General features: G+C 63.4%; 17 protein-coding genes and 1 pseudogene. 9 read left to right on the plus strand and 9 right to left on the minus strand.

All coding sequences use genetic code 11. The annotated features are described in order from the left end of the window. Positions 1-7 precede the first annotated feature (7 nt). The gene (panB, locus tag CZ322_RS06530; protein WP_087070664.1) at positions 8-814 is read right to left on the minus strand and encodes a 3-methyl-2-oxobutanoate hydroxymethyltransferase; all 807 of its coding nucleotides are present in this window, start codon (positions 812-814) and stop codon (positions 8-10) included. Positions 815-993: 179 nt separating this feature from the next. On the opposite strand from panB, the gene CZ322_RS06535 reads away from it, so the two are divergent. From CZ322_RS06535 to CZ322_RS06545, 3 genes are all read left to right on the plus strand, one after another. Then, a complete protein-coding gene (locus tag CZ322_RS06535) occupies positions 994-2,193 on the plus strand; it encodes a DUF2207 family protein (protein WP_026428803.1) in 1,200 nt (399 codons plus the stop codon). Positions 2,194-2,291: 98 nt separating this feature from the next. Next, the gene (locus CZ322_RS06540) at positions 2,292-3,629 is read left to right on the plus strand and encodes a glutamine synthetase family protein (protein ID WP_087070665.1); all 1,338 of its coding nucleotides are present in this window, start codon (positions 2,292-2,294) and stop codon (positions 3,627-3,629) included. A gap of 17 nt (positions 3,630-3,646) precedes the next feature. Beyond that, positions 3,647-6,685, plus strand: coding sequence for a bifunctional [glutamine synthetase] adenylyltransferase/[glutamine synthetase]-adenylyl-L-tyrosine phosphorylase (locus CZ322_RS06545; RefSeq protein WP_087070666.1), 3,039 nt, complete (start codon positions 3,647-3,649; stop codon positions 6,683-6,685). A gap of 48 nt (positions 6,686-6,733) precedes the next feature. Here CZ322_RS06545 and glnA read toward each other — a convergent pair whose 3' ends face one another. Then, positions 6,734-8,158: a type I glutamate--ammonia ligase gene (gene glnA, locus CZ322_RS06550; RefSeq protein WP_087070667.1), complete on the minus strand. Its 1,425-nt coding sequence runs from the start codon at positions 8,156-8,158 to the stop codon at positions 6,734-6,736. Between the two features lie 159 nt (positions 8,159-8,317). Beyond that, positions 8,318-9,019 carry a DUF4191 domain-containing protein gene (locus tag CZ322_RS06555; protein WP_087070668.1) on the minus strand — a complete coding sequence of 234 codons (702 nt, stop codon included), beginning with the start codon at positions 9,017-9,019 and terminating at the stop codon, positions 8,318-8,320. Between the two features lie 304 nt (positions 9,020-9,323). Here CZ322_RS06555 and CZ322_RS06560 point away from each other — a divergent pair, with 304 nt between their 5' ends. Continuing rightward, complete coding sequence (locus tag CZ322_RS06560; RefSeq protein ID WP_143231872.1) at positions 9,324-9,941, plus strand: hypothetical protein; 618 nt, start codon at positions 9,324-9,326, stop codon at positions 9,939-9,941. A 300-nt stretch (positions 9,942-10,241) separates the two neighbouring features. Here CZ322_RS06560 and CZ322_RS06565 read toward each other — a convergent pair. Together CZ322_RS06565 and lpdA are read right to left on the minus strand one after the other, a co-directional pair. After that, a pseudogene (locus CZ322_RS06565) lies at positions 10,242-11,166 on the minus strand (2-oxo acid dehydrogenase subunit E2). A gap of 18 nt (positions 11,167-11,184) precedes the next feature. Continuing rightward, positions 11,185-12,558 (minus strand): dihydrolipoyl dehydrogenase, encoded by a 1,374-nt coding sequence (gene lpdA, locus CZ322_RS06570; RefSeq protein WP_087070670.1) that lies wholly within the window; start codon positions 12,556-12,558, stop codon positions 11,185-11,187. Positions 12,559-12,683: 125 nt separating this feature from the next. Here lpdA and CZ322_RS06575 point away from each other — a divergent pair, with 125 nt between their 5' ends. Both CZ322_RS06575 and CZ322_RS06580 read left to right on the plus strand, forming a co-directional pair. Beyond that, a complete protein-coding gene (locus tag CZ322_RS06575) occupies positions 12,684-12,998 on the plus strand; it encodes a P-loop NTPase family protein (RefSeq protein WP_026428811.1) in 315 nt (104 codons plus the stop codon). A gap of 93 nt (positions 12,999-13,091) precedes the next feature. Next, positions 13,092-13,505, plus strand: coding sequence for a hypothetical protein (locus CZ322_RS06580; RefSeq protein WP_234984493.1), 414 nt, complete (start codon positions 13,092-13,094; stop codon positions 13,503-13,505). Positions 13,506-13,524: 19 nt separating this feature from the next. Here CZ322_RS06580 and CZ322_RS06585 read toward each other — a convergent pair whose 3' ends face one another. Continuing rightward, positions 13,525-14,217: a DUF3043 domain-containing protein gene (locus tag CZ322_RS06585; protein WP_087070671.1), complete on the minus strand. Its 693-nt coding sequence runs from the start codon at positions 14,215-14,217 to the stop codon at positions 13,525-13,527. Between the two features lie 222 nt (positions 14,218-14,439). On the opposite strand from CZ322_RS06585, the gene CZ322_RS06590 reads away from it, so the two are divergent. Together CZ322_RS06590 and CZ322_RS06595 are read left to right on the plus strand one after the other, a co-directional pair. Then, positions 14,440-15,795 (plus strand): dipeptidase, encoded by a 1,356-nt coding sequence (locus tag CZ322_RS06590; protein ID WP_026428814.1) that lies wholly within the window; start codon positions 14,440-14,442, stop codon positions 15,793-15,795. Between the two features lie 65 nt (positions 15,796-15,860). Continuing rightward, positions 15,861-16,862, plus strand: a complete 1,002-nt coding sequence (locus CZ322_RS06595; protein ID WP_026428815.1) for an FKBP-type peptidyl-prolyl cis-trans isomerase — start codon at positions 15,861-15,863, stop codon at positions 16,860-16,862. Positions 16,863-17,073: 211 nt separating this feature from the next. On the opposite strand, the gene CZ322_RS06600 is transcribed toward CZ322_RS06595, so the two are convergent. The 3 genes from CZ322_RS06600 to CZ322_RS06610 form a co-directional block, all read right to left on the minus strand. Continuing rightward, positions 17,074-17,700 carry a superoxide dismutase gene (locus CZ322_RS06600; protein WP_087070672.1) on the minus strand — a complete coding sequence of 209 codons (627 nt, stop codon included), beginning with the start codon at positions 17,698-17,700 and terminating at the stop codon, positions 17,074-17,076. Between the two features lie 135 nt (positions 17,701-17,835). Next, a complete protein-coding gene (locus CZ322_RS06605) occupies positions 17,836-19,719 on the minus strand; it encodes a DEDD exonuclease domain-containing protein (RefSeq protein ID WP_087070673.1) in 1,884 nt (627 codons plus the stop codon). Between the two features lie 52 nt (positions 19,720-19,771). Next, the gene (locus CZ322_RS06610) at positions 19,772-20,281 is read right to left on the minus strand and encodes an SdpI family protein (protein ID WP_101657650.1); all 510 of its coding nucleotides are present in this window, start codon (positions 20,279-20,281) and stop codon (positions 19,772-19,774) included. A gap of 69 nt (positions 20,282-20,350) precedes the next feature. Between CZ322_RS06610 and CZ322_RS06615 the strand changes: the two genes are divergently transcribed. Beyond that, complete coding sequence (locus tag CZ322_RS06615; protein ID WP_087070675.1) at positions 20,351-21,565, plus strand: pyrophosphate--fructose-6-phosphate 1-phosphotransferase; 1,215 nt, start codon at positions 20,351-20,353, stop codon at positions 21,563-21,565. Positions 21,566-21,787 lie beyond the last annotated feature (222 nt).

The raw sequence follows: 21,787 nt of genomic DNA on the forward strand, positions 1-21,787 counted from the left end.
TAGTGGCTTAGAAACTGTGCTCCTTATCGGGGAATTCCCGGCCCTTGACGGCCGTGCGGAAAGCGGTGACCGCATTGCTCAGCGCCGCACCCACCTCGCCGAAACGCTTGGCGTAGGAGGGTTGCCATTCGGTCATCCCGGCCATATCCGGCCAGACCAGCAGCTGCCCGGAGGTGCGATACCCGGCCCCGATTCCGAGGGTGGGAACCGAAAGAATCTCGGTAATTTTTGCTCCGAGTTTCCCGGGTACCATTTCGACGACGACGGCAATAGCTCCGGCCTTCTCCAGCGAGACCGCGTCATCAATAATGGCCTCGCTTTCTTCTTCATCCCGGCCCTGGACCCGCGGGCCACCCAGGGCGGCATCGGCGTGGGGGCGGTAACCGACGTGGGCCACCACGTTAATCCCGGCCTTGGTGAGGGCTTCGACGGTGGGGGCGAAAGCTTCCCCGCCTTCCAGTTTCACCGCGTCCGCCCCAGCCCGCACCAGGCGGATAGCGGTGCGGATAGCCTGCGTGGGGCTTTCTTCGTAGGTGCCCATGGGCATATCGGCAATAATAAAAGCCCGGGTGGTGCCGCGCATGACGGCGCTGGTGGCTCGTTCAATATCTTCCAGGGTGACCTGGATAGTAGAGGAGAATCCCAGGGCGGTATTGCCAATGGAATCACCCACCACCAAAATATCGATTCCGGCCGCGTCCAAGATCCGCGCTGTTAGAGCGTCATAGCAGGTGAGTGCCGTGAGCACCTCTCCGTTAGCGACCATCTCGTTCAGGTGCTGTACCCGAATTCGTGCCGGTGAGAACTCCGTCATGATTACCTCCCGATATCTATGGCTTAGAGTACTAGGTCACGCGCGCCGGTGCATCATCGCGCCCGCGATGGAACGCGGACGCTGCGCGGTGTTACGCACCGTGCCGCGTGCGAGTCCCCGCGCACTTCGCACGTACCGCGGGCCTGTTGGCACGGTACGCTAGGTGCGAGGAGGTGACTGTGGAACCCTTGCTTGAGCTGGTGTCCATGAACGCACTGGAATTCTGGTTGGCCTTAGGGATCGGGGTGACTGCCCTGGTCATTATGTGCTTGGCGCTCATCCCCAGTCGGGAATATGCCGATCTGCCGCGCGGGGTATATCCGCGCGAACCGGCCGGGGTGACCGGCCATAATTACCGGCGGCGCCGCCCGCATACCCGCCCGCCGGTACGCACTATTCCGCCGGAGATGCCCGCCGCCCTCGGGGCTTTTATGCACCGCCACTACGCCGCGGACGATGCCGCCATCACCACCCTCCTCGACCTGGCCGCCCGCGGATTCCTCACCATTGACTTCTTCCGGGATCCGGCCCTGCGCGGCCAGATGATCACCATCTCCCTCACCGAAGCCGATACCTCCACCCTCGAACCTTTTGAGGCACGCTTCCTGGCCGCCCTGGCCTCCCCGGAAAGCGCCGAATCGGCAGCATTCCGGGAATCCGAACCCTTTGATGACCGCTCGTATCGCACCGCGATGGAAAACGCCGGGCTGCCGGCCGCCTCCCGCCCGGTGCTGCGGGTACAGGGATTCTCCACCCGCCTCGCCCTCGCCATCGCGCGCGATAGCAAAGCGGAAGTGGTCTCCCGGCGCGGCTGGTACCACCACGGGCGCGAATTGGTGGGCTCGCTGGCCGCCGTGCTTTTCTTCGGGGGCATCGCGCTCACGGGCTTGGCTTTTATCGGGGCCCTGGCTTTCCAGCTGTCCTGGTACTGGCTCATCGTGGGCGGCTGGCTGGTGTTCTGCGGATTCGTCGGCCTCCTCAACTTTTCTTCCCTCACCCCGAACGGGGTGGTGGCCTCCGATCAGGTGGAAGGCTTCCGGCGCTTCCTCACCGCGGCGCCCCGTTTCGCCGGGGTGAGCGCGGAGGTCCTCGCCTCCTATGTGGGCTGGGCCTACGGCCTGGAATGTGCCGATGAATGGGTTCGTTCTCTCGAGAGAATTAACTCGCGGGATATGCGCGACGTCGGCGCTGCTCTCCCGTGGCTGCACCTGGCCGGAGAAGATATCACGAACTGGTACCAGCTGCGCGAAGCCTTGAGCGTTCTGGAAACCCGGTTCCGTTCCCACCCGCTCGCCCACGATCTTCCGCACGCGCGGCGGCGCCACCTGCGGCGTTTCGTGCGCGGATTACTCCCCGTTTCCACTCGCACGCACACATAACGGGCATTGCCCGGAACTAGCGGACCGCGCCCGAACGCATAACCGAAATCGCCGAAACTAACGGACCCTCCCCGAAAAATACGGAAAGATGAAGCGCCATGGATGACCAGCAAGAACACGTCCTTCGCACCATAAGCGACCGCGGTATCCGCTACGTGCGGCTGTGGTTCACCGATATCGTCGGCACCCTCAAATCCGTGGCGGTAGCTCCCGTGGAGCTCGATAACGCTTTTGCGGAGGGCGTTGGCTTCGACGGCTCGGCCATCCAAGGCCTCACGCGCGTCTACGAATCGGATATGATTGCGCGCCCGGATGCCTCGACCTTTGCGGTCTTGCGTGGCGTGGATGGGAGCGACGACGCCGCCTTCATGTTCTGCGATATCCTCACCCGCGAAGGCGAACCGGCCCGCTCCGACCCGCGGGCTATCCTCCAGCGCACCCTGCGCCGCTGCGAGGATCTGGGCTTCACCGCCTACGCCCACCCGGAAGTGGAGTTTTACCTCTTCCAGCCGGGCGCCAGCGATGATGAAGAACCCACCCCGATTGATTCGGCCTCCTATTTCGATTACGTCACCCGCTCGGTGGCCCATAATTTCCGGCGCGATGTGATCCTCTCCCTGGAAGATGTGGGGATCAGCGTGGAATTTTCCCACCACGAAATTGGCCCGGGCCAGCAGGAAGTGGATCTGCGCTACGCCGACTGCCTCACGATGGCCGATAGCATTATGGCCGCCCGCGTCATTATTAAAGAAGTGGCACTGCGCCACGGGGTGGAAGCATCCTTTATGCCCAAACCCCTGGCGCACTGGCCCGGCTCGGCCATGCACACCCACTTCTCACTTTTCGAAGGCGAAACAAATGCCTTCCACGACCCGCGCGGCCAATTCGGGATGTCGGTCACGGCGCGGCGTTTCCTGGCCGGGCTCATGCGCCACGCCCGCGAAATCACCGCCGTCACCAACCAGCATGTTAATTCCTATAAGCGGCTGTGGGGTGGCGGAGAAGCCCCGCCCTACGTGTGCTGGGGGCCGCGTAACCAATCGGCCCTCGTGCGGGTGCCCGAATACAAGCCCACCAAACCGCAATCCGCGCGTCTGGAATACCGCGCCTTGGACACGGCCGCCAATCCCTACCTGGCTTTTGCGGCCGTGCTGGGCGCGGGCCTGGCCGGAATCGAAGGAAAATACGATCTTTCTGACCCGGCCGATACGGATGTCCTCCTCCTCACCGATATGGAACGCTCCGTGCTCGGTATCGAATCCCTGCCCGGGAGCCTGGATAGCGCGCTTAAACTCATGGAAAGTTCTGATTTGGTTGCGGAGATTCTGGGCGAGGACGCTTTCGATTACTTCCTGCGTGATAAACGCGCCGAGTGGGCCGAATACCGCGCCCAGGTCACCCCGCTGGAACGCGCGCGTTTCCGGGCGGATCGCTAGGGCCGCGGGGAGCGGGTATGCGACGTCTCACCCTCGCCCAGCGGGCCCGGCGCTGCGGATTCACAGCCCCCGAACGCGCCGCCGCGGAGCTGGAGGCCGGTGCCTGGCAGCCGGAGGATTTCGCGCAGGCAGCGGATCCGGACCGGGCGCTTGCGGCCTGCGCGCGGCTCGGCTTAAACCGGCGGGAGGGCGTAGGGAACGACGACGCGGCCCGGCCACGCCTGCTCGCCGTGCTCGGGCTCTCCACCGCGCTGGCCGATCACCTGGTCCGCCACCCCCAAGCCGCCCAGGAACTAGGCGGGACCGCCGAAGAAGCCGAAGCACGCGCCCTGCTGAGCGAGGCGGATGAACGCGCGGCCATGCGCGCCGCCCTGGCACCCTGGCTCGCGGGCGCCGTGGAAGGTACCGGGACGGGAACTGTGACCGGCGCCGGGACGAGTCCTGTGACCGGTGCAGGGCCGGAGGCCGGGAGCGATTCGCGCGAGAACCGCAGTGACCTCCAGGATGCTATTGCCGCGCTGCGGGCCCACTACTACACCCGCATCCTCACCCTGGCCGGCTGGGACCTCACCCTGCCCGATCCCGCTGCTCGCCTGCCCGAGGTGGCCGTCACCCTCTCCAACCTGGCCTGCGCCACCCTGGAAGGCGCCCTCCACCTCGCCCGCACCCGGGTACCCGATGCCAACGCCGTCGATTTCACGATTATCGCGCTCGGGAAAACCGGGGGAGGGGAACTCAATTACGCCTCCGATGTGGACGTCGTCTATATCACCGAACCACGCCCGGGAGTCAGCGAAGCACGAGCCCTGGAGATCGGCACCGCCCTGGCGACCACCCTCGCCGGATACATCAGCGCACCCGGCCCCGAAAGCGCCCTGTGGACCATTGACACCGCGCTGCGCCCCGAAGGTGGAACCGGCCCCCTGGTGCGCACCCTCGCCTCCCACCTCGACTACTACGCCACCTGGGCCCAAAGCTGGGAATTCCAAGCCCTCCTCAAAGCCCGCGTGGCCGCCGGCAACCGCGAACTCGGTAACAACTACCTGCGCGCCACCGCCCCGCTCGTTTGGAACGCCGCCTCCCGGGACAACTTCGTCACCGACGCCCGAGCCATGCGCGCCCGCGTGGAAGCCCATATCCCCACCGCCCAACGCGACCGCCATATCAAATTAGGGGCGGGCGGCCTGCGCGACGTGGAATTCACCGTCCAACTCCTCCAGCTCGTGCACGGGCGCGTGGACACCACCATCCGCTCGGCCACCACCACCACGGCGCTCGCGCGCCTCTCCGAAGGCGGATATATTTCCCGCCCCGATGCCGCCCGCCTCGACCACCACTACCGCTGGCTGCGCTGCCTGGAACACCGCGCCCAACTGGTGCGGCTGCGCCGGGCCGCCGTGCTTCCCACCCGCGAAGACGACCTGCGCCGCCTGGCCCGCTCCCTCGGCCTACCCGACGCCGCGGCCCTCACCGATACCTTCGCGCAGGTACGCCGGGAGGTGCGCGAACTCCACCAAGATATTTTCTACCGGCCCCTCCTTCCCGCCGCTGCGCAGCTAGCCGCTGATGATATTTCGCTCGCCCCCGAAGCTGCCCGCACCCGGCTGGCCAGTATCGGCTACCGCGACCCGGCCGGCGCACTGCGCCATATCAGCGCCCTCACGGAAGGCACCAGCCGGCGCGCCGCCATCGCCCGCCAGCTTCTGCCCGTCATGCTCGGGTGGTTCGCCGAAGGCCCCGAACCGGATGCTGGGCTGCTCGCCTTCCGGGTGCTCTCCGAAAAAATGGGGGCCACCTCCTGGTATATGCGCACCCTGCGTGACGGCGGACCCGTCGCTCACCGCCTCGCCCTCATTCTTTCCCGCTCGCGTTTCCTGGCCCGCGATATCCCCGAACTACCCGAATCCATTGCTTGGTTGGGCGACGACGCCGAGCTGGCCCCGCGCAGCGCGGCGGCGCTGCGCGGGGAGCTGGACGCGCTGCTCGAGCGGCGCAGCCAGCCAGGGGAGATCGCCGGGGCGGGCCGGTGGTTGCGCTGGCGGGAAGTGCTGCGCACCGCCATGGCCCAGGCTCTCGGGCTGCTCGGGCCCGAAGAAGTGGCGGGCGCGGTAAGTAACGCCGTGGAATGCGCGGTGGAAGCGGGGGTACGCGCCGCCAGGTGCGCCGTCGTCGCCGAAAAAAACGAGGCGGATGGCCCGCATCCCGATTTTTCTTTTGCGGTGATCGGGCTGGGGAGCCTGGGCGGGCGCGAATGCGGCTACACCTCCGATGCCGATGTGATGTTCGTGTGGGATGGGCCGGAGGAGGCCGCCGGGGATGCCGATGCGCTGGCGCGTGCTTTTATGCGCCTGGAGCAGGAGGTGGGCGGGGCGCCGCCGCTGGCCGTGGATGCGGATATGCGCCCCGAGGGCCGCAGCGGGGTGCTCGCGCGCAGCTTGGATTCCTACGGGGAGTATTACCGCAACTGGGCTGAGCCCTGGGAATTTCAGGCGCTGCTGCGGGCCCGCGCGGTGGGTGGGGATCGCGAACTCGGGGAACGTTTCCTCGAGCTCATCGCCCCGCTGCGCTACCCGGCGCATTGGGATGAGTCGCGGCGCACCGCCATCCGGCTCATGAAAATCCGGGTGGAAAAAGAACGGATTCCCGGGGGAGTGGCCCCGGCCTCCCACCTCAAACTTGGGCCGGGCGGAAGCGCGGATGTCGAGTGGACCGCGCAGCTCCTCCAGCTCGAGTACGCCGCGGCCTACCCGCAACTCCGGGTGACCGGAACGGGGGAGGCGCTGCGGGCGGCCGGCGCTGCCGGGTTGATCACCGCGAATGAGGAACACGCCCTCGTGGAGGGCTGGCAGGCGGCCAGCGCCCTGCGCCAGGCCGCTTTTGTGGCGACGGGCCGCACCGGGAGCGCTGCTCAGGTTATTCCGCGTGATCCGCGCGAGCGCGAACGCATGGCCGCGATCCTGGGCGTTGAGCACGCCAGCGATATCCTCGACCGGCGCGCCCGGGCCGCGCGGCATGCCCGCGCCGCCGTGGAACACGTATTTTACGGGCGAGGCTAGCCCGCGCACCGCGGCCAGGTCGCCGCGGGCCGCTTCGGCAGCGCCCGTTTAGAGCGTGTAGTACAGCTCGAATTCGTACGGGTGGGGGCGGGCCCGCAGCGGGGTGACCTCCGCATCCATCTTGTATTTAATCCAGGTGGCGATGAAGTCCTCGGTGAACACATCGCCCTCGAGGAGGAAATCGTGATCGGCTTCCAGCTCGGCCAAAGCCGCATCGAGGGAGGCCGGAATCGTCTCAATATCCGCGTATTCTTCCGGCGGCAGCTCGTAAATATCCTTATCGATGGGCGCCGGCGGCTCAATCCGGTTGCGGATACCGTCCAGGCCCGCCATGAGCTCCGCGGAGAAAGCCAGATAGGGATTGGCGGTCGGGTCGGGAACCCGGAATTCAATACGCTTGGCCGCCGGGGAATTCCCGCTCAGCGGAATCCGGATCGCCGCCGAACGGTTACGCGCCGAATACACCAAATTGATGGGCGCTTCAAAGCCGGGAACCAGGCGGCGGTAGGAATTCACGGACGGATTAGTGAAAGCCGCGAGCGCCTTCCCGTGGGCCAGCAAACCACCCACGTACCAGCGCGCGAGGTCCGATAGCTGCCCGTAGCCGCGCGGATCGTGGAAAAGCGGCTGGCCATCTTTCCACAGCGACATATGGCAGTGCATCCCCGAGCCGGCCGAATCGAAAAGCGGCTTGGGCATAAAGGTGGCAGTTTTCCCGCACACATCGGCGGCCCGGCGAATGACGTACTTGAATTTCATGAGGTCGTCCGCCGCGGCACGCAAAGAATTGAAGCGATAGTTGATTTCTTGCTGGCCGCCCGAGCCTACTTCGTGATGGGCACGTTCCACATCCAAGCCCACCTGCGCCAAATACTGGCACATGAGGTCACGCACATCCTCGTTTGCGTCCACCGGCGCCACCGGGAAATAACCCTGCTGGTGGGGAATCTTGTAGCCGGTATTCCCGCCCGGCTCCAACCGGCTCGAATTCCACGAGCCCTCATTGGAATCAATCACGTACATGGAGTGATTGACCGTGGTGTCATAGCGCACGTCGTCGAATAAATAAAACTCGGCTTCTGCACCCACCGAAATCGTGTCCGCAATACCCGTGGAACGCAGGTACGCCTCGGCGCGTTCGGCAACATTGCGCGGATCGCGCGCGAAAGGCTCATCCGTGTACGGATCCACCACATTGAAATTCATGACGAGGGTGGGTTCCGCGCGGAACGGATCCACAAAGGCGGTGGACACATCCGGAAGCAGTTTCATATCCGATTCATGAATCGAGGTGAAACCGCGGATCGAGGAGCCATCGAACATATAGCCCTCGTTCATTTTTTCGGCGGTTGCCTGGGTGGCGGGCACCGTGAAATGCTGCATCACGCCGGGCAGGTCACAGAAGCGAATATCAAGAAATTCGATCTCGTTTGCCGCGATAAACTCGGCAGCTTCGGCGACACTTGTGAACATGCGGACTCCTCCCGGCGCGCGGCGCGGCTAGCGGTGCGGTTACCCCATGTAGTTTAGCGTGCTGCCCCCGGCTCAAAAAACCTCCGGGCGTGCCTCCGCCCGGAGAACTCACGCGGAATTCCCCGGGCGGATACGAAATATATACGACGACGGCGCGGCCTACTGGCCGCGCAGGGCCCGCCGATTAGCGCGAATATTAGTGGGATCAATTCCCTTGGGGATATTGAGTGCCTTATTCCCCAAAGCTTCGAGGCGCTGGGCCAGGGCAGAAACTTCTTGGGCGGAAATTTCCTTCTTGAGCTTCTTAATAGCCTTTTCGATCTTGGCCAACGGGACCTGCCCTTCGCCATTGCCCATGAAAATGGCGTGCACCGGGGCATTCGGGGCTACCCGGCGGATGGCGCGGCGCTCATCATCAACGAGCTTACGGGTACGCGAGATGGGGCCTTCGGCAACCAGAACCACACCGGGGCGCCCGATGAGGCGGAAAACGAAATCCTGGTGGCGGGCGTTGAAACGCACCGGTTCGGTTTGCTTGACCCACGAGCCGCGCAGCGAATCGAGAATCGCGGAGGTGGCTCCCGGCATGCCATCCAGCTGCGCGTAGCTAGCCGAGCGCACCGCCCGGGTGAGAAGCAGCATGGGAAGCAGGAGCATGAGGAGGATCCCGAACACGGTCCAGGCGATCCAGCTCTTGGTGAGGAAACCGAGGAGAATACCGATTCCCAGGCCCGCGAGCCCGGCCAGGGCAAGCCACCAGCCCAGATGCTTGTAGGTGCGCTTCGCGATGGTGAATGCGTCACGCAGAGTCTTGAAAAAGCCCGGCTTCTTCTTCGCGCCCTTGTTCTTATCCTGTGCCATCTGATTCCTTTTAGATCCTTCTCGATAGTCCCCGTCGATTCTAGACGATAGCGCCGGCTTTGTTGAGCGCCTGGCCCAATCTCACGCTGGCGGACAGTTGTTCGGGGGTGGGGATGTGGATTCCGCGGTGACCGTGGCATCGAGGGCAAGCGTGGTGATGTGCACGATGGGTCTGTGTGAGGTGTGAGATGAGGCGTGAAGCGTCAGGCGTGAAGCGTGAGCGGCTTGTGGATAACGACGCAGTGGCGGGCCTGCCTGTGGATGGCTTCTGGACGGAATAGGCCGGCGGTGGTGAAGTAGGCCTATGGCAGGCACAGTGGTGAAGCGGCGCGAGGCAAGCAGGGCACGTGACGGAGGCGGGGTAGGCGGAGCTAGCGATGGGCGGGTGGCTATGTTGGTGCGTCTATGCGTCCTCGGGATAGTGGCGGGCGTGCTGGCAGGAATGGCGCTGGGCGCGCTAGTGCCCACGGTGAAAAAGGCACCCACGGAGCCGGTACGTGGAGAAAAGCCGGAGTATGGCGATGGCGTGGCGTCTGGCAAGGGCCGGGCACGTGGCTCTGGTGCGAATACCGAGCCGGAGCCGGATGCTCTGGCGGTGGCCCGCCAGTTAGTGGCGGCCCGCGATGCCGCTATTGGCGCGGGTGATATAGCAGCGCTGAACGCCTTGAACATGCCGGATGGTGAAGCGGCGGCGGCCGATGCGAAGTTGCGTAGGGTGCTGGAGAGCACTCCGGTAGCGCAGGTGGAAACTGAGGTGCGGGAAGCTTCCTGGGTGGGGGAGAACCTTCTTGAAGTCGTCACGGTGCAGCGCCGCCTCGTTCTCGCCAGCGGGGAAACTATTGGGCCGCAGCCGGAGCGGTGTGCGCGCTGGCAGCTGAGCCCGCAGCCGTGGCGCGTGGTGGCCACCCACCCGTGCTCGTGAACGCGGCCGCCGGCGAGGGCGTGCAGTTTTGGTTGCGCTGGGCTTTCACCCGTGCCCTTGAAGGCTATCGCATAGCGGTATGGAGAGGCCAGCTGAGTGGGGTGCGTGAGTAGTGGGGCTGCGGACTGCCTATCAACCGAAAACTCCCCGGTATCCGGAATGCCAGATAGCACTACCGGAACCGGGGAGCTTCCCGCGCGCGTGATCACGCGCGCGGTTGAGGTTGCGTTACTGAGTTACGTAGCACCTGAGATGCACTGCGTAACCCAGAGGAACCGAGGATCCTAGTTGTTAAGTTCCTTAGAACGCACCCTCGAAATCGGCTTCTTCCAGGCGGGCCTTGAATTCCTTGAGGAACCGGCCGGCATCTGCGCCGTCCACCAAACGGTGATCGTAGGTGATCGCCGGGTAGAGGTAGGAACGAATGCCAATGGATTCGTTGCCGTCCGCGTCCTTGACGATGCCGGGTTCGCGCATAATCGCGCCGATACCCAGGATGGCCACCTCGGGCTGGTTGATGACCGGGGTGTCAAACATGACGCCGTTCGAGCCGGTATTCGTAATGGTGAAGGTACCGCCGGTGAGATCATCGACCGCTGCTTCGCCATTGCGTACCTTGGCCGCGCCGGTATTAATGGCGCGGGCCAGGCCGGCGATATTGAGATCGCCCGCGTTCTTGATAACCGGAACGAACAGGCCCTTCGGGGTATCCACCGCGATCCCGATGTTCTCGTAGTCGAAGTACTCCACCTCATTGTCCTTGATGGTGGCGTTGAGCTTCGGGTGGTTCTTCAGGGTATCGATGGCGGCCTTGACGAAGAAGGGCAGGTAGGTCAGCTTGGTGCCTTCACGTTCGGCGAAAGCAGCCTTATTGGCTTCCCGGAGCTTGACGATCTTCGTGACATCCACCTTGATCACGGTGGTCAGCTGCGCCGAAATNCGCGTGGGCTGCATTGCTGGCGGGAGCTGCCGAAGCAGCCACGCCGGAGCCATCACCGATATAGGCGAGGATGGCACCCACTTCAACTTCTTCATCTTCCTGGACGAGGATCTGTTCGATCACGCCTTCCGCGGGGGAGGGGACTTCCGAATCGACCTTGTCTGTGGAGACTTCCACAATCGGCTCGTCGAGCGAAACAGTATCGCCCACCTGCTTGAGCCAGGCGGTCACGGTACCGGTGGTGACGGATTCGCCCAGGGCGGGCATCTTCAACGGTTCAGACATAGAGTTATCTCCCTCGATTTAGTGGTTGTGGAGCGGCTTGCCCGCGAGGACCAATGCCGCTTCGCCGATTGCTTCGTTCTGGGTGGGGTGGGCGTGGATAAGACCATCGAAGTCCTGCGCGTAGGCTTCCCAGGCCACCATGAGTTCGCCTTCGCCAATCTGTTCGGACATGCGCGCCCCGATGGCGTGGAAGCCCACGATGGGACCATCCTTGACCGCAACCAGCTTGACGAAACCGGCCGCGCCCAGCATCTGGGACTTGCCGTTCCCGGTGAGGTTGAAGGTGGCAGTGGTGATATTTTCCTTGCCGTATTCTTCCTCGGCCTTATCCTGGTTGAGACCCACGGAGGCGATTTCCGGGGTGCAGAAAGTGACGCGCGGGATCTTCGTTTCGTCAATCACCTTGGGGTTGAGGCCCGCAATATCTTCGGCAACGAAAATACCCTGGAGGAAACCGCGGTGAGCCAGCTGGAGGCCGGGCACAATATCGCCCACCGCGTAGATTCCATCAACGTTAGTGCGCAGGCGCTCATCGGTGAGCACGAAACCACGATCCATCTTCACCCCGACTTCTTCGTAGCCGAGGTTCGCGGTGGCCGGGCCGCGCCCGATAGCGATGAGCAGGTAATCCGCCTCGAATTCCTTGCCGTCCTGGGTGAAAACCTTGACGGAATGATCGGTTTGTTCGAGGTGATCAAACATGGTTCCGGTAGCGAATTTAATGCCGCGCTTGCGGAACTGGCGTTCCAGATTCTTGGACACTTCCGCATCCTCATTGGGAACCAGGCGCGGCAGGCCCTCAATAATCTGGACTTCCGCACCGTAGGAGCGCCACGCGGAGGCGAATTCCACCCCGATAACCCCGCCACCCAGCACGATCACGGATCCGGGGGCCTCACCCAGCTCCAGCGCTTCGGTGGAGGTGAGGACGCGGCCCGTGATCTCCTGGCCGATGGTCTTCGAATAGGAACCGGAGGCCAGCACAACGTGCTTGCCGCGGTAGTGCACGCCATTAGCTTCGATGGTGTCCTTCGCGACGAGCTTGCCCCAGCCTTGCACAATCTCCACACCGCGCGAGGAGACCAGGCCGGTCAGGCCCTTGAACATCTTCTCGATCACGCCGTTCTTGTAGGCCTGCAAGGTGGGCATATCAATGCCCTCAAAGGAACCTTTTACACCAATGGACGGGCCTTCGCGCATTTCATCGGCAACATCAGCGGCGTGCAGCAATGCTTTGGTGGGGATGCACCCGCGGTGCAAACAGGTACCGCCGAGCTTGTCAGCCTCAATGAGAGCAACGGTCAGGCCGAGCTGACCGGCACGAAGCGCGGCCGCGTAGCCGCCGCTGCCGCCACCGAGGATGACGACGTCGTACTCTTTCGTTTCTGCCACAGGATTTCCCTTCGCAATACAACATTTTGGAATGCGGTACAAGAGCCGCTATACCTATATTCTGCCATGCCGAGGTGTTATCTGGGACGCATCACGCTCCCAGCGAGGGTCGCTAAAATCACCGTATGGGTCTTTTTTCGCGTCGCTCCCGTTCCCGTGCTGCTCACGGCGGTGCTCGCCGTTCGGCGACGGCGAAACACTTCGCCGATTTCATCGAGACTCGCGCGGGGGTGGAAGCCTATTTTGAGGTGGAAACTCCGCGTGAGCCGGCAGCTCTTCTCCTCGTTGCTCGCACCGGGGAGTGGACCCGCCGGCGGGTGCCTGATCTGGCAGCCGGAGCGCAACTTGCCCGTGAACTGGGCATACCTTTCTACGAAATTAATCGCACCGGCTATCCCGAGTCGGTGCGCCGTTGGAACGCGGAGCACCGGCGCGCTTAAAGGTTTATGATGGTACGTCGTCTCCGCGGTCAGCTCCGCGAAGGAGGCGCACAGCCAGTGCAGGATTCTGGGAGGAGCCAGGTGAATAGTGAAATGATCCGAGACGAGAGGCGCACCGCCGTGGGCTGGCCTCTCTTCCTCCTCATTGCGCTGAGCCTGGGGGCCGCCATTTTCGTGTGGCGAGCCATTGTTGCGGGCACCGAAGATTTTCAGCTGGGTTATCCCGGGCGCATGACCACCACCCTGGTGGCGGCGCTTGTGTGGGTGCTGGCTTGCGCCGGCTCGCTCCATAACGGGCGGCGGATGCGGTGGGTGGCCACCACCTGCTGGAGCGCCAATATTGTGATGGCCGTGGTGGGCGTGGTCATCCCTGATCTTTTCCATCAGGTGAGCCCCTGGTATCAGGCCGGTGCCACCTATTATTACCTTCCCACCCTCGGGGCCATTGCCGGGCTGGCCTGGATTATGTGGTCCCGGCCAGCCAGCATCGCCCAGCGTAATCTTTAGTTTTCTTTAGCCTTTCGCTTTACTTCGCGGCCCGCTTCATTTCTTTCTTCGCTTCCCGCGCCTTTTTGAGATCCGCGGGAGTGCCACCCTCGGGGTACTCACCGAATTTCACCATGGGGCGTGGCATGCGCCAGCGCCGCGGGGTAAACCCGCGTGACATCATCTGCCCGACCAGGCGATCCGGAGTCTTATCCTCCCCGTATTTGTATTCGACCAGGGTGCGCACCTGGCGGGCCCGCCACCACGATTCGAGGGCCATGAGCACGAGGATCGCGTAGCAGGTAATAACGAACACATTGAAGACCAGCGGGAAGCGGGTGAGAGTGAAAACACCGGCGATCATAATGACGGCGAGCCACAGCATGAGCGAGGAGAACTGAAAGCGCGAATCAAGAGCATCGCGCGCGAAAGCCCGCTGCACGCCCGCGTGAGCGAGGGGCATATTCCGAATATCCCCCGTTTTCATCGCGGTTTGTTCGCGTTCCCAGCGCTCGGAAGAACGGGCGCGTTCCTCGGCCTTGCGGGCCTTCTTTTCCTCGCGGGTCATGGAGGATTTATCAGAAATAATCGGCCGGCGGTGGCGCGCTTCCACGTCTTTACGCTTCGGGGTAGGGGCTCCCTTGCCCGGGGTATATCCCTTGGGATGAGTGGGGGCGGGGGCTGCCTGTTCTTGCGCCTTTTCTACTGCCTCTTTCTTGCGGCCGAATGCCATCTCAACTCCTGCGTCGTCGCCAACTATGCCTTGAACGAGAATAGTCTAACCGTTCGCGCGCGGCCGCCCTGTCCATTACCCGCGCACACTACCGTAGCCGTTCCCTTTACCGCCCGCGCACACTACCGCAGCCGTTCACGTAAAGCCGGCCACCCACGGCCTGCGCCGTCGTTGTTCAGCACCCGCCGCGCCCGCGGGCGCGAACCCGGTACCCTAGGACGTATGAGTAGTGATCTTGTTGCGCGCGTGGATGAGGCCCTGCCCGTCCATCGCGCTTTGCTTGAGGACCTTGTCCGTATTCCTTCCGTTTCCGCCGATGCCTTTGACCAGGCGAAGGTGCGTGAATCCGCGGAATTCGTGGCGCGCATGGCCCGCGAACGCGGTTTCGACGTCGATATTATTGAATTGGAAACGCCCCAGGGGAAGGGCCGTCCGGCGATTCTCGCCCATAAGCACGTCGGCGATGATAAGCCCACCATTCTTCTTTACGCGCATCACGATGTGCAGCCGCAGGGCACCCTGGACGGTTGGGAATCCGATCCTTTCGAGCCGGTGGAAAAGAACGGGCGCCTCTACGGGCGCGGCACCGCCGATGATAAGGCGGGCGTGCTCGTCCACATGGCCGCGATCTCGGCCCTCGGCGATGACTTGGCCGTGAACGTCACCCTCTTCATCGAAGGTGAAGAAGAAATCGGTTCGCCTACCTTCCATGCTTTCCTGGAAACCTACCGGGATCGCCTCGAGGCCGATGCCATCGTGGTGGCTGATTCGGGTAACTGGAAGGTGGGGGTGCCCTCCCTGACCACTTCGCTTCGCGGCGTCGTGCGTTTGGGTGTGGAAGTGTCCACTCTCACCCACGGCGTGCATTCGGGCCAGTACGGCGGGCCCACCCTCGATGCGGTCACCGCCCTCGCGCGGATTATCGCCACCTTGCACGACGAGAACGGCGACGTTGCGGTTCCCGGCTTGGACGCCTGGGATGATGCCGACGTCGATTACGAAGAAGAGCACCTGCGCCGCGATGCCGCGATTCTGCCCGGCATGCAGCTCCTGGGCACCGGCTCCTTCAATTCGCGCATGTGGACGAAACCCTCCATCGCCGTGATCGGCATGGACGTGACCTCCACCGCGGAAGCCTCCAATACCGTGATTCCCTCCGCGCGGGCCTTCCTCTCCATGCGGGTGGCTCCCGGTCAGGATCCCCAGCGCGCCGGCGAACTGCTGGCCGAATACATCGAAGCGCAGGCGCCGTTCGGTGCCACCGTGGTTACCGAAGTCGCGGAAGCGGGGTCCGGTTTCAAGGCCGGGGAGGATACCCCCATCATGCATCTGGCCCGCGAAGCCCTCAGTGAAGCCTTCGGCCACGAATCGGTGGACATCGGCACCGGCGGGTCCATTCCCTTCATTTCCGACCTCGCGGAAGTCTTCCCGGAGGCGGAGATTTTGGTGACCGGCGTGGAAGATCCGGATGCACGCGCTCACGCTCATAACGAATCCCTGCACCTGGGCGATTGGCGTAACGCTATTCTGGCGGAGGCGCTGCTCCTGGAGAAACTAGGCGCGGGCGAAAGCCGCTAAAACGCGGATACGCGAAGGCCGCGGCGTACTCGCGCGGCGCGAACGGGACGAAGAAAGTGACATTGATGGGAAAGAAAATTCTTGCGGGCTGCACGGCGGCCTTGCTTGCGTGCAGCCTCGCGGCATGTTCGGGTGGGAACGACGGCGCAGCTAGCTCAACACCGGCTGCTTCGGAATCCGCGAGCGCTGAGGCAAGCGGCGCGGTGGAAAGCCCCGCCCCCGGGGAAGTCCCCGAGATCGTGTACTCGGAGGAGGGCATGCCGTCCCTGGGCGGCACGGCGCAGGCACCGCTGCTGGAGTTCCCGAAGGGGGATGCTCCCGCGGATGTACGGGTGCGGGTGCTCGAACAGGGCAGCGGCGCGGAATTGGGCGCCGATGCGGTGGCCAAGGTCAATTACGTGGGCCAAGTGTGGGGGAAGAACGAGCCTTTCGATTCTTCCTATTCGCGTAACGCTCCGGCCACATTCCCGCTCGCCCAGGTGATCCCGGGCTGGAGCCACACTCTGGCCAAGGCCCACGTGGGGGACAAGCTGATTTTGTCCATCCCGGCGAAGTGGGGCTACGGGCCTTCGGGCGGTACCCAGGATGGTTCCATCGGGGCTACGGATACCATCGCGTTCTACGTGGAAATTCTGGATGCCTGGAACGCGAAGAGTGCGGGTGAGGCCGGTGCCACGGTGGAAACTGCCGCGGATGCGCTCCCGGTGGAATACAAAGGGGACTTGGGCCAGCCCATTACCGAGATCCGGGTGAAAGAGGGCGCGGAAGCTCCCGCGGAGCTCAAGGCCACGGTTATTGCCCGCGGCAGCGGGGCTCCCCTCCCGGAGAAGGGCACCTATGTGCTCCAATTCGCGGCCGCGCAATGGGATAACGCCCACGCGGAAAATACCTGGGCGCCCACAACGGCGAACTATCCGGCCGGGCCGCGTTCGGTTCCGTCTACCCAGCAGATTTTTGCGCCCCTGGCCGGGGTGCCGGTGGGTTCGCGGGTTCTGCTGAGCGTGCCCAGTAAGGACAATCCGGCCCAGGCCATTGCCGTGGTGGTCGATATTCTCTCCGCGGTGTAGTTGCCAGGTAGTTACTGGGTCGCCACCAGGTAATTGCCGGATAGTTGCCGGATAGTTACCGGGTAGCTACCGGCGGTTTCGGATAGGGCTGAAAATGGCCCCGGATAGCGTAAGGGCGAGGTACCTCAATAGAGGTGGCCTCGCCCTTCGTGCTATCTAGGAAGGAGACCGCGCGTGCCTATGAATAGCGCCGGCGCGGTGTGCGCGTGACTTATTTGCGAATGAGGAGGCCGGCAGCCTGCTCCTGGGCGGTGGTCAAACGCCGCCCGGCTTCTTCCCAATTGACAATATTCCAGATCGCCTTGACGTAATCGGCCTTGACGTTGAGGTAGTCAAGATAGAAGGCGTGCTCCCACATATCGAGCTGGAAAACGGGCAGCACCCCGGCGGGCACATTATTGGCCTGGTCGTACATTTGGTAGATCACCAGTTTGCCGGCCACGGAATCGTAGCCGAGCACCGCCCAGCCCGAGCCTTGAATGCCGGTGGCCACGGCCGTGAACTGCTTCTGGAAGGTGGCGAAATCGCCGAAGGAATCCTTGATCGCTTCGGCAAGTTCGCCTTCCGGCTGCCCACCGCCGTTGGGGGAGAGCAGGGTCCAGAAAATCGAGTGGTTAATATGACCGCCCAGATTGAAGGAAAAATCCTTCGTGTACTGGTTCACTGCCGCGAAATCGCCCTTCTCGCGAGCCTCGCTAAGGTTCTCCAGGGCTTTATTGGCACCGTCCGCATAGGTCTTGTGGTGTTTATCGTGGTGGAGCTCCATGATCTTTCCGGAAATATGCGGTTCGAGTGCCGCGTAATCGTAGGGAAGATCGGGGAGGGTGTAGGTTGCCATTCTCATACTCCAATTCTGGGCGGCATCGCGGTGCCGCCCTGTTGAGATATGTTCGGAATCTCCGAACAGTAATTGAATGCGAACGTCATCAGTATATGTGGTGTCCGGCACATAGGTGGCGAGAATGGGGGAGGTTTAGCGCTCAGCCAAGTCGGGCGATTCTTCGGCGCCCGGGAAGGAAGCGGCGAAGCGGTGGGCGGAGGCGAGGGGGACCGCGAGGGGAACCTCGCCCTCAATAGCGAGCACTCGCGAACGCGGATCAGCTAGCCACGCGGCCAGAAGCTGGGTTTCCTCCGGGTGGGCGTGCTCGGCCGCGCGGGCGGGAGCCTCAGGCAGGGGAGTTGCACTGCGGAGCGCTGCGGCATGTTCGGGAACATCGCGGGCTTCGCTGACTGTCGCGGTAGCAAGGAGTCTGCCGTAACTCGCGAGGATGATTTCCCAGTGGTCCCCTCGTTTAGATGCGGCGACGACGCAGCTTGCTTGCCACAGCGGAACCAACAATTCCCGCCGCTGGGCTGCGGTGAGGAGTGCCGAAAGCCGGTCGCGTTCCACTCCGGCTTCTTCGAAACGCTCCGCACCGGCCAGGCGGGCAATGCGGGCCATCTGGTGATCCCATACTTCGGCAAGGGAGCCGGCCAACAGCCGGCGGGCGCGGGAGATGGCCACTGCGGCGGTATTCACGGTGCCCCGCGGGGCAAGATAGCAGGGCGCGTGGGAGGCGAAACGGCACGGGCAATCGCTCAGATCCGCTTTGCGTGGCACGTTGAGGCCGGCGGGGTTGAGCCCGGCTTCATCGCCGATGAGTTCAGCGGCGCGCCGGGCAGCGCTGCGGGAGCCAAAAGGCCCCAGGGAGTTCGCGACTTCCGTTGCCGAACAGCTGCGCGTAATTTTCAGGCGCGCCACGGGCGTGGTGTCCAGGCTGATCCAGGTGCGGGTTTGCGGGCGGCGCGAGCGGCGATTATAGGGCGGGTCGAAGCGGGTGATATCGCGCAGCCCCCCCACCCGCGCTTCTAGCAGAGTGGCGGTGGGGGTGGTTTCTACCCGGGTGGCCAGTTCTACCATTTCTGCCATGCGGCGGCGTTTTTCCGCGGCGGTGAAATACTGGCGCACCCTCCGGTACATATTCCCGGAGCTGCCCACGTAGAGCACCTCGCTATTCGGGCCGATAAAACGGTAGCTACCCGGGCCGTGTGGCACGTGATCGGCGAGCACGGCGCGGCGGCGCCGGCGGGCCGGAACCGGATTGGATGCGGTGAGCAGGTCCTCAATATGGGTGACACCGAGCGGGCCGAGCCGCCCGATCATTGCGTGGAGCACATCCACGGTGGCCCGCGCATCATCGAGGGCACGGTGGCTTGGCTGCACCGCTGCCCGGCAGTAGCCAGCCAGGGTGCTCAATTTGTGATTGGGGACTTCATCGCGGGTAAAAATACGGCGCGCCAGCCCGAGGGTATCGAGAACGCGCAGCCGCGGCCACGCCACATCTATCGCTTCGCAAGCTCCGCGCAAATGGGACATATCAAAGTGGGCATTATGAGCCACGAGCACCGGTGGCTCCGCCGCCCGGTTTCGGGCAGGCACTCTACTGCTTGGAACGGGAGTCCCACCGCCGGAAACAGGAGCTCCACCGTCAAGCGCTGGGACATCCGCCTCGAGAAAATTGAGAAAAGCAGGGAGGACCTCGCTGAGCGGGGGAGCGCTCACCGTCATCGCGGTGGTGATTCCGGTGAGCACGGTGATCTGGGCAGGGATGGGAACCCCGGGATTAACGAGTGAGGAAAACTCCTGCACCACCTCACCGCCGCACACCTTCACCGCCCCAATTTCGGTAAGTGAATGCGCCCCGGGCCGCCCTCCGGTGGTTTCCACGTCCACCACCACGAAAGTCACTTCCTCCAGGGGAGTACCGAGGTCCGCGAATTCCAGCTGGCGGGGCAGCAACGGGCGGCCGGATCGATACACCTCAATAGGTTCGGTATCGATCCGGCCGCCGGGCGGCGGAATATGCCGTGCTGTCATGATTTTTAGCCTAGCGCGGAGCTACGACACAAATTCGAGCGGAAGTGGCGCGCTAGAGGCGGGCGCCGTCGTCGTACGGATCGGTATCTTCGCGGGCGGGTGCCGTCAAAATAATGGCGACCACCACGCCCACCAGTGCCCCGCCGGCCAGGATCCACGCGGTCAGGCGCGGAGCGGGCAGCAGGCCGATAAACATGAGTGCACTGATGAGAACCAGCACCCCGGTGGCCACCCAAGCGAGACTGGCGTAGCGGTGCGCAGGGGCTTGGGGAACATAATATTCTTCGCGAGAGGCCGGGTCGAAAGTGGCGTCGTCGTCGGAAAAATCTGAATCTTCCGGGGCCGGGGACCAATCGCGCGGGCCGGCCGCGCGCCCGCCACCCAGCGCCCACGCGGCATCGGTGTAACGCGGGGAAGTATCCACCGGAGGCAGCGCGCCGCCGCCTTCGCGGGCGCTATCGATATTCGCTCCCACGCCTTCGGCTTCCAGTTCGCGCGCGATCTTGTCCCACTGCGCATCGAAGCTATTTTCGGGGCGCTCGCCTGTAGGTCCTTCTCCCATGAAAGACACTATAGCGGCGGGTATAATCAACAGCGGAATAATCCCCCAATCAGAAACGGAAGGTTAACGATGACTGTCCGCCGCGTTGCGCTCTTGACCGCCGGAGGTTTCGCCCCGTGTTTGTCCTCGGCCGTGGGTGGCCTCATTGAGCGCTATACGGAAATTGCGCCCGATGTGGAAATTATTGCCTACCAGCATGGCTACCACGGGCTGCTCACCGGGAATTACATCACCATCGATAAGGAAGGGCGCGAACAGGCCCATATCCTGCACCGTTTCGGCGGTTCGCCCATCGGTAACTCTCGCGTCAAGCTGACCAATACCGAGGATCTGGTCAAGCGTGGCCTCGTGGAAGAAGGCGTGAACCCGCTGGAATTCGCCGCCCAGCGCCTCGTGGAAGATGGCGTGGATGTGCTCCACACCATCGGCGGTGATGATACGAATACCACCGCCGCGGATCTGGCCGCCTACCTGGAAGAAAACGGGCATCACCTCGTGGTGGTGGGCCTACCTAAGACCATCGATAATGACATTATTCCGGTGCGCCAGTCTCTGGGTGCCTGGACCGCCGCGGAAGAAGCCTCGCTTTACGCCCAGCATATTATTGGTGAGCATCGTTCCAACCCGCGCATGCTCATCGTGCACGAAGTTATGGGGCGCAATTGCGGCTACCTCACCGCGCAGGCCTCCAAGTACTACCACGATTGGGTTCAGGAGCAGGAATGGGCTCCGGCGCTGGGCCTGACCAAGGAACGCTGGGATGTACATGCCGTGTTCCTGCCCGAAATGGCGCTGGACATCAACGGCGAAGCCGAGCGCCTCAAGAAGATCATGGATGAGATCGGCAACGTCAATATCTTCCTTTCCGAAGGTGCGGGCGTGGATGAAATCGTGGCCGAAATGGAAGCCGCCGGCCAGGAAGTGCCGCGCGATCCCTTCGGGCACGTTCAGCTCGATAAGGTCAATCCGGGCCGCTGGTTCGCGGAGCAATTCGCGCAGAAGCTCGGCGCGGAAAAGGTCATGGTACAAAAGTCCGGGTACTTCTCGCGCGCCTGGCACGCCAACGCTGAGGACCTGCGCCTCATCAAGGGCATGGTGGATCTGGCCGTGCAGTGCGCCCTGGAAGGCAAGCCCGGCCTCATCGGCCACGATGAGGAAAACGGTAACGTCCTCACCAATATTGCTTTCCCGCGGGTGAAGGGCCACAAGGCTTTCGATATCACCCAGGATTGGTTCATGGAGACCATGAAGGCCATCGGCCAGGAGGTCCGCCCGCACGCCTAATGCGGCTGCGCCGTGGGCCTGGGTGGTCCGGCTGAACCGTATCCACACGTGATTGCTCGCCCCGTACCGGTTGACCTGGTGCGGGGCGAGTTTTTTGTGCGGAGCCCGCGGTGGTGCGGTTCGCGTTTTGCGGTGCCGCGCGTGGATGGTGCGGTCTGCGTTTTGCGGCGCCGCGCGCGGATGGTGCCGGGTGGTTTTCGTGCCGGTCGCGTCTCATTGCTC

This window comes from Actinotignum timonense (genome assembly GCF_900155575.1).
Classification (GTDB): Bacteria; Actinomycetota; Actinomycetes; order Actinomycetales; family Actinomycetaceae; genus Actinotignum; species Actinotignum timonense.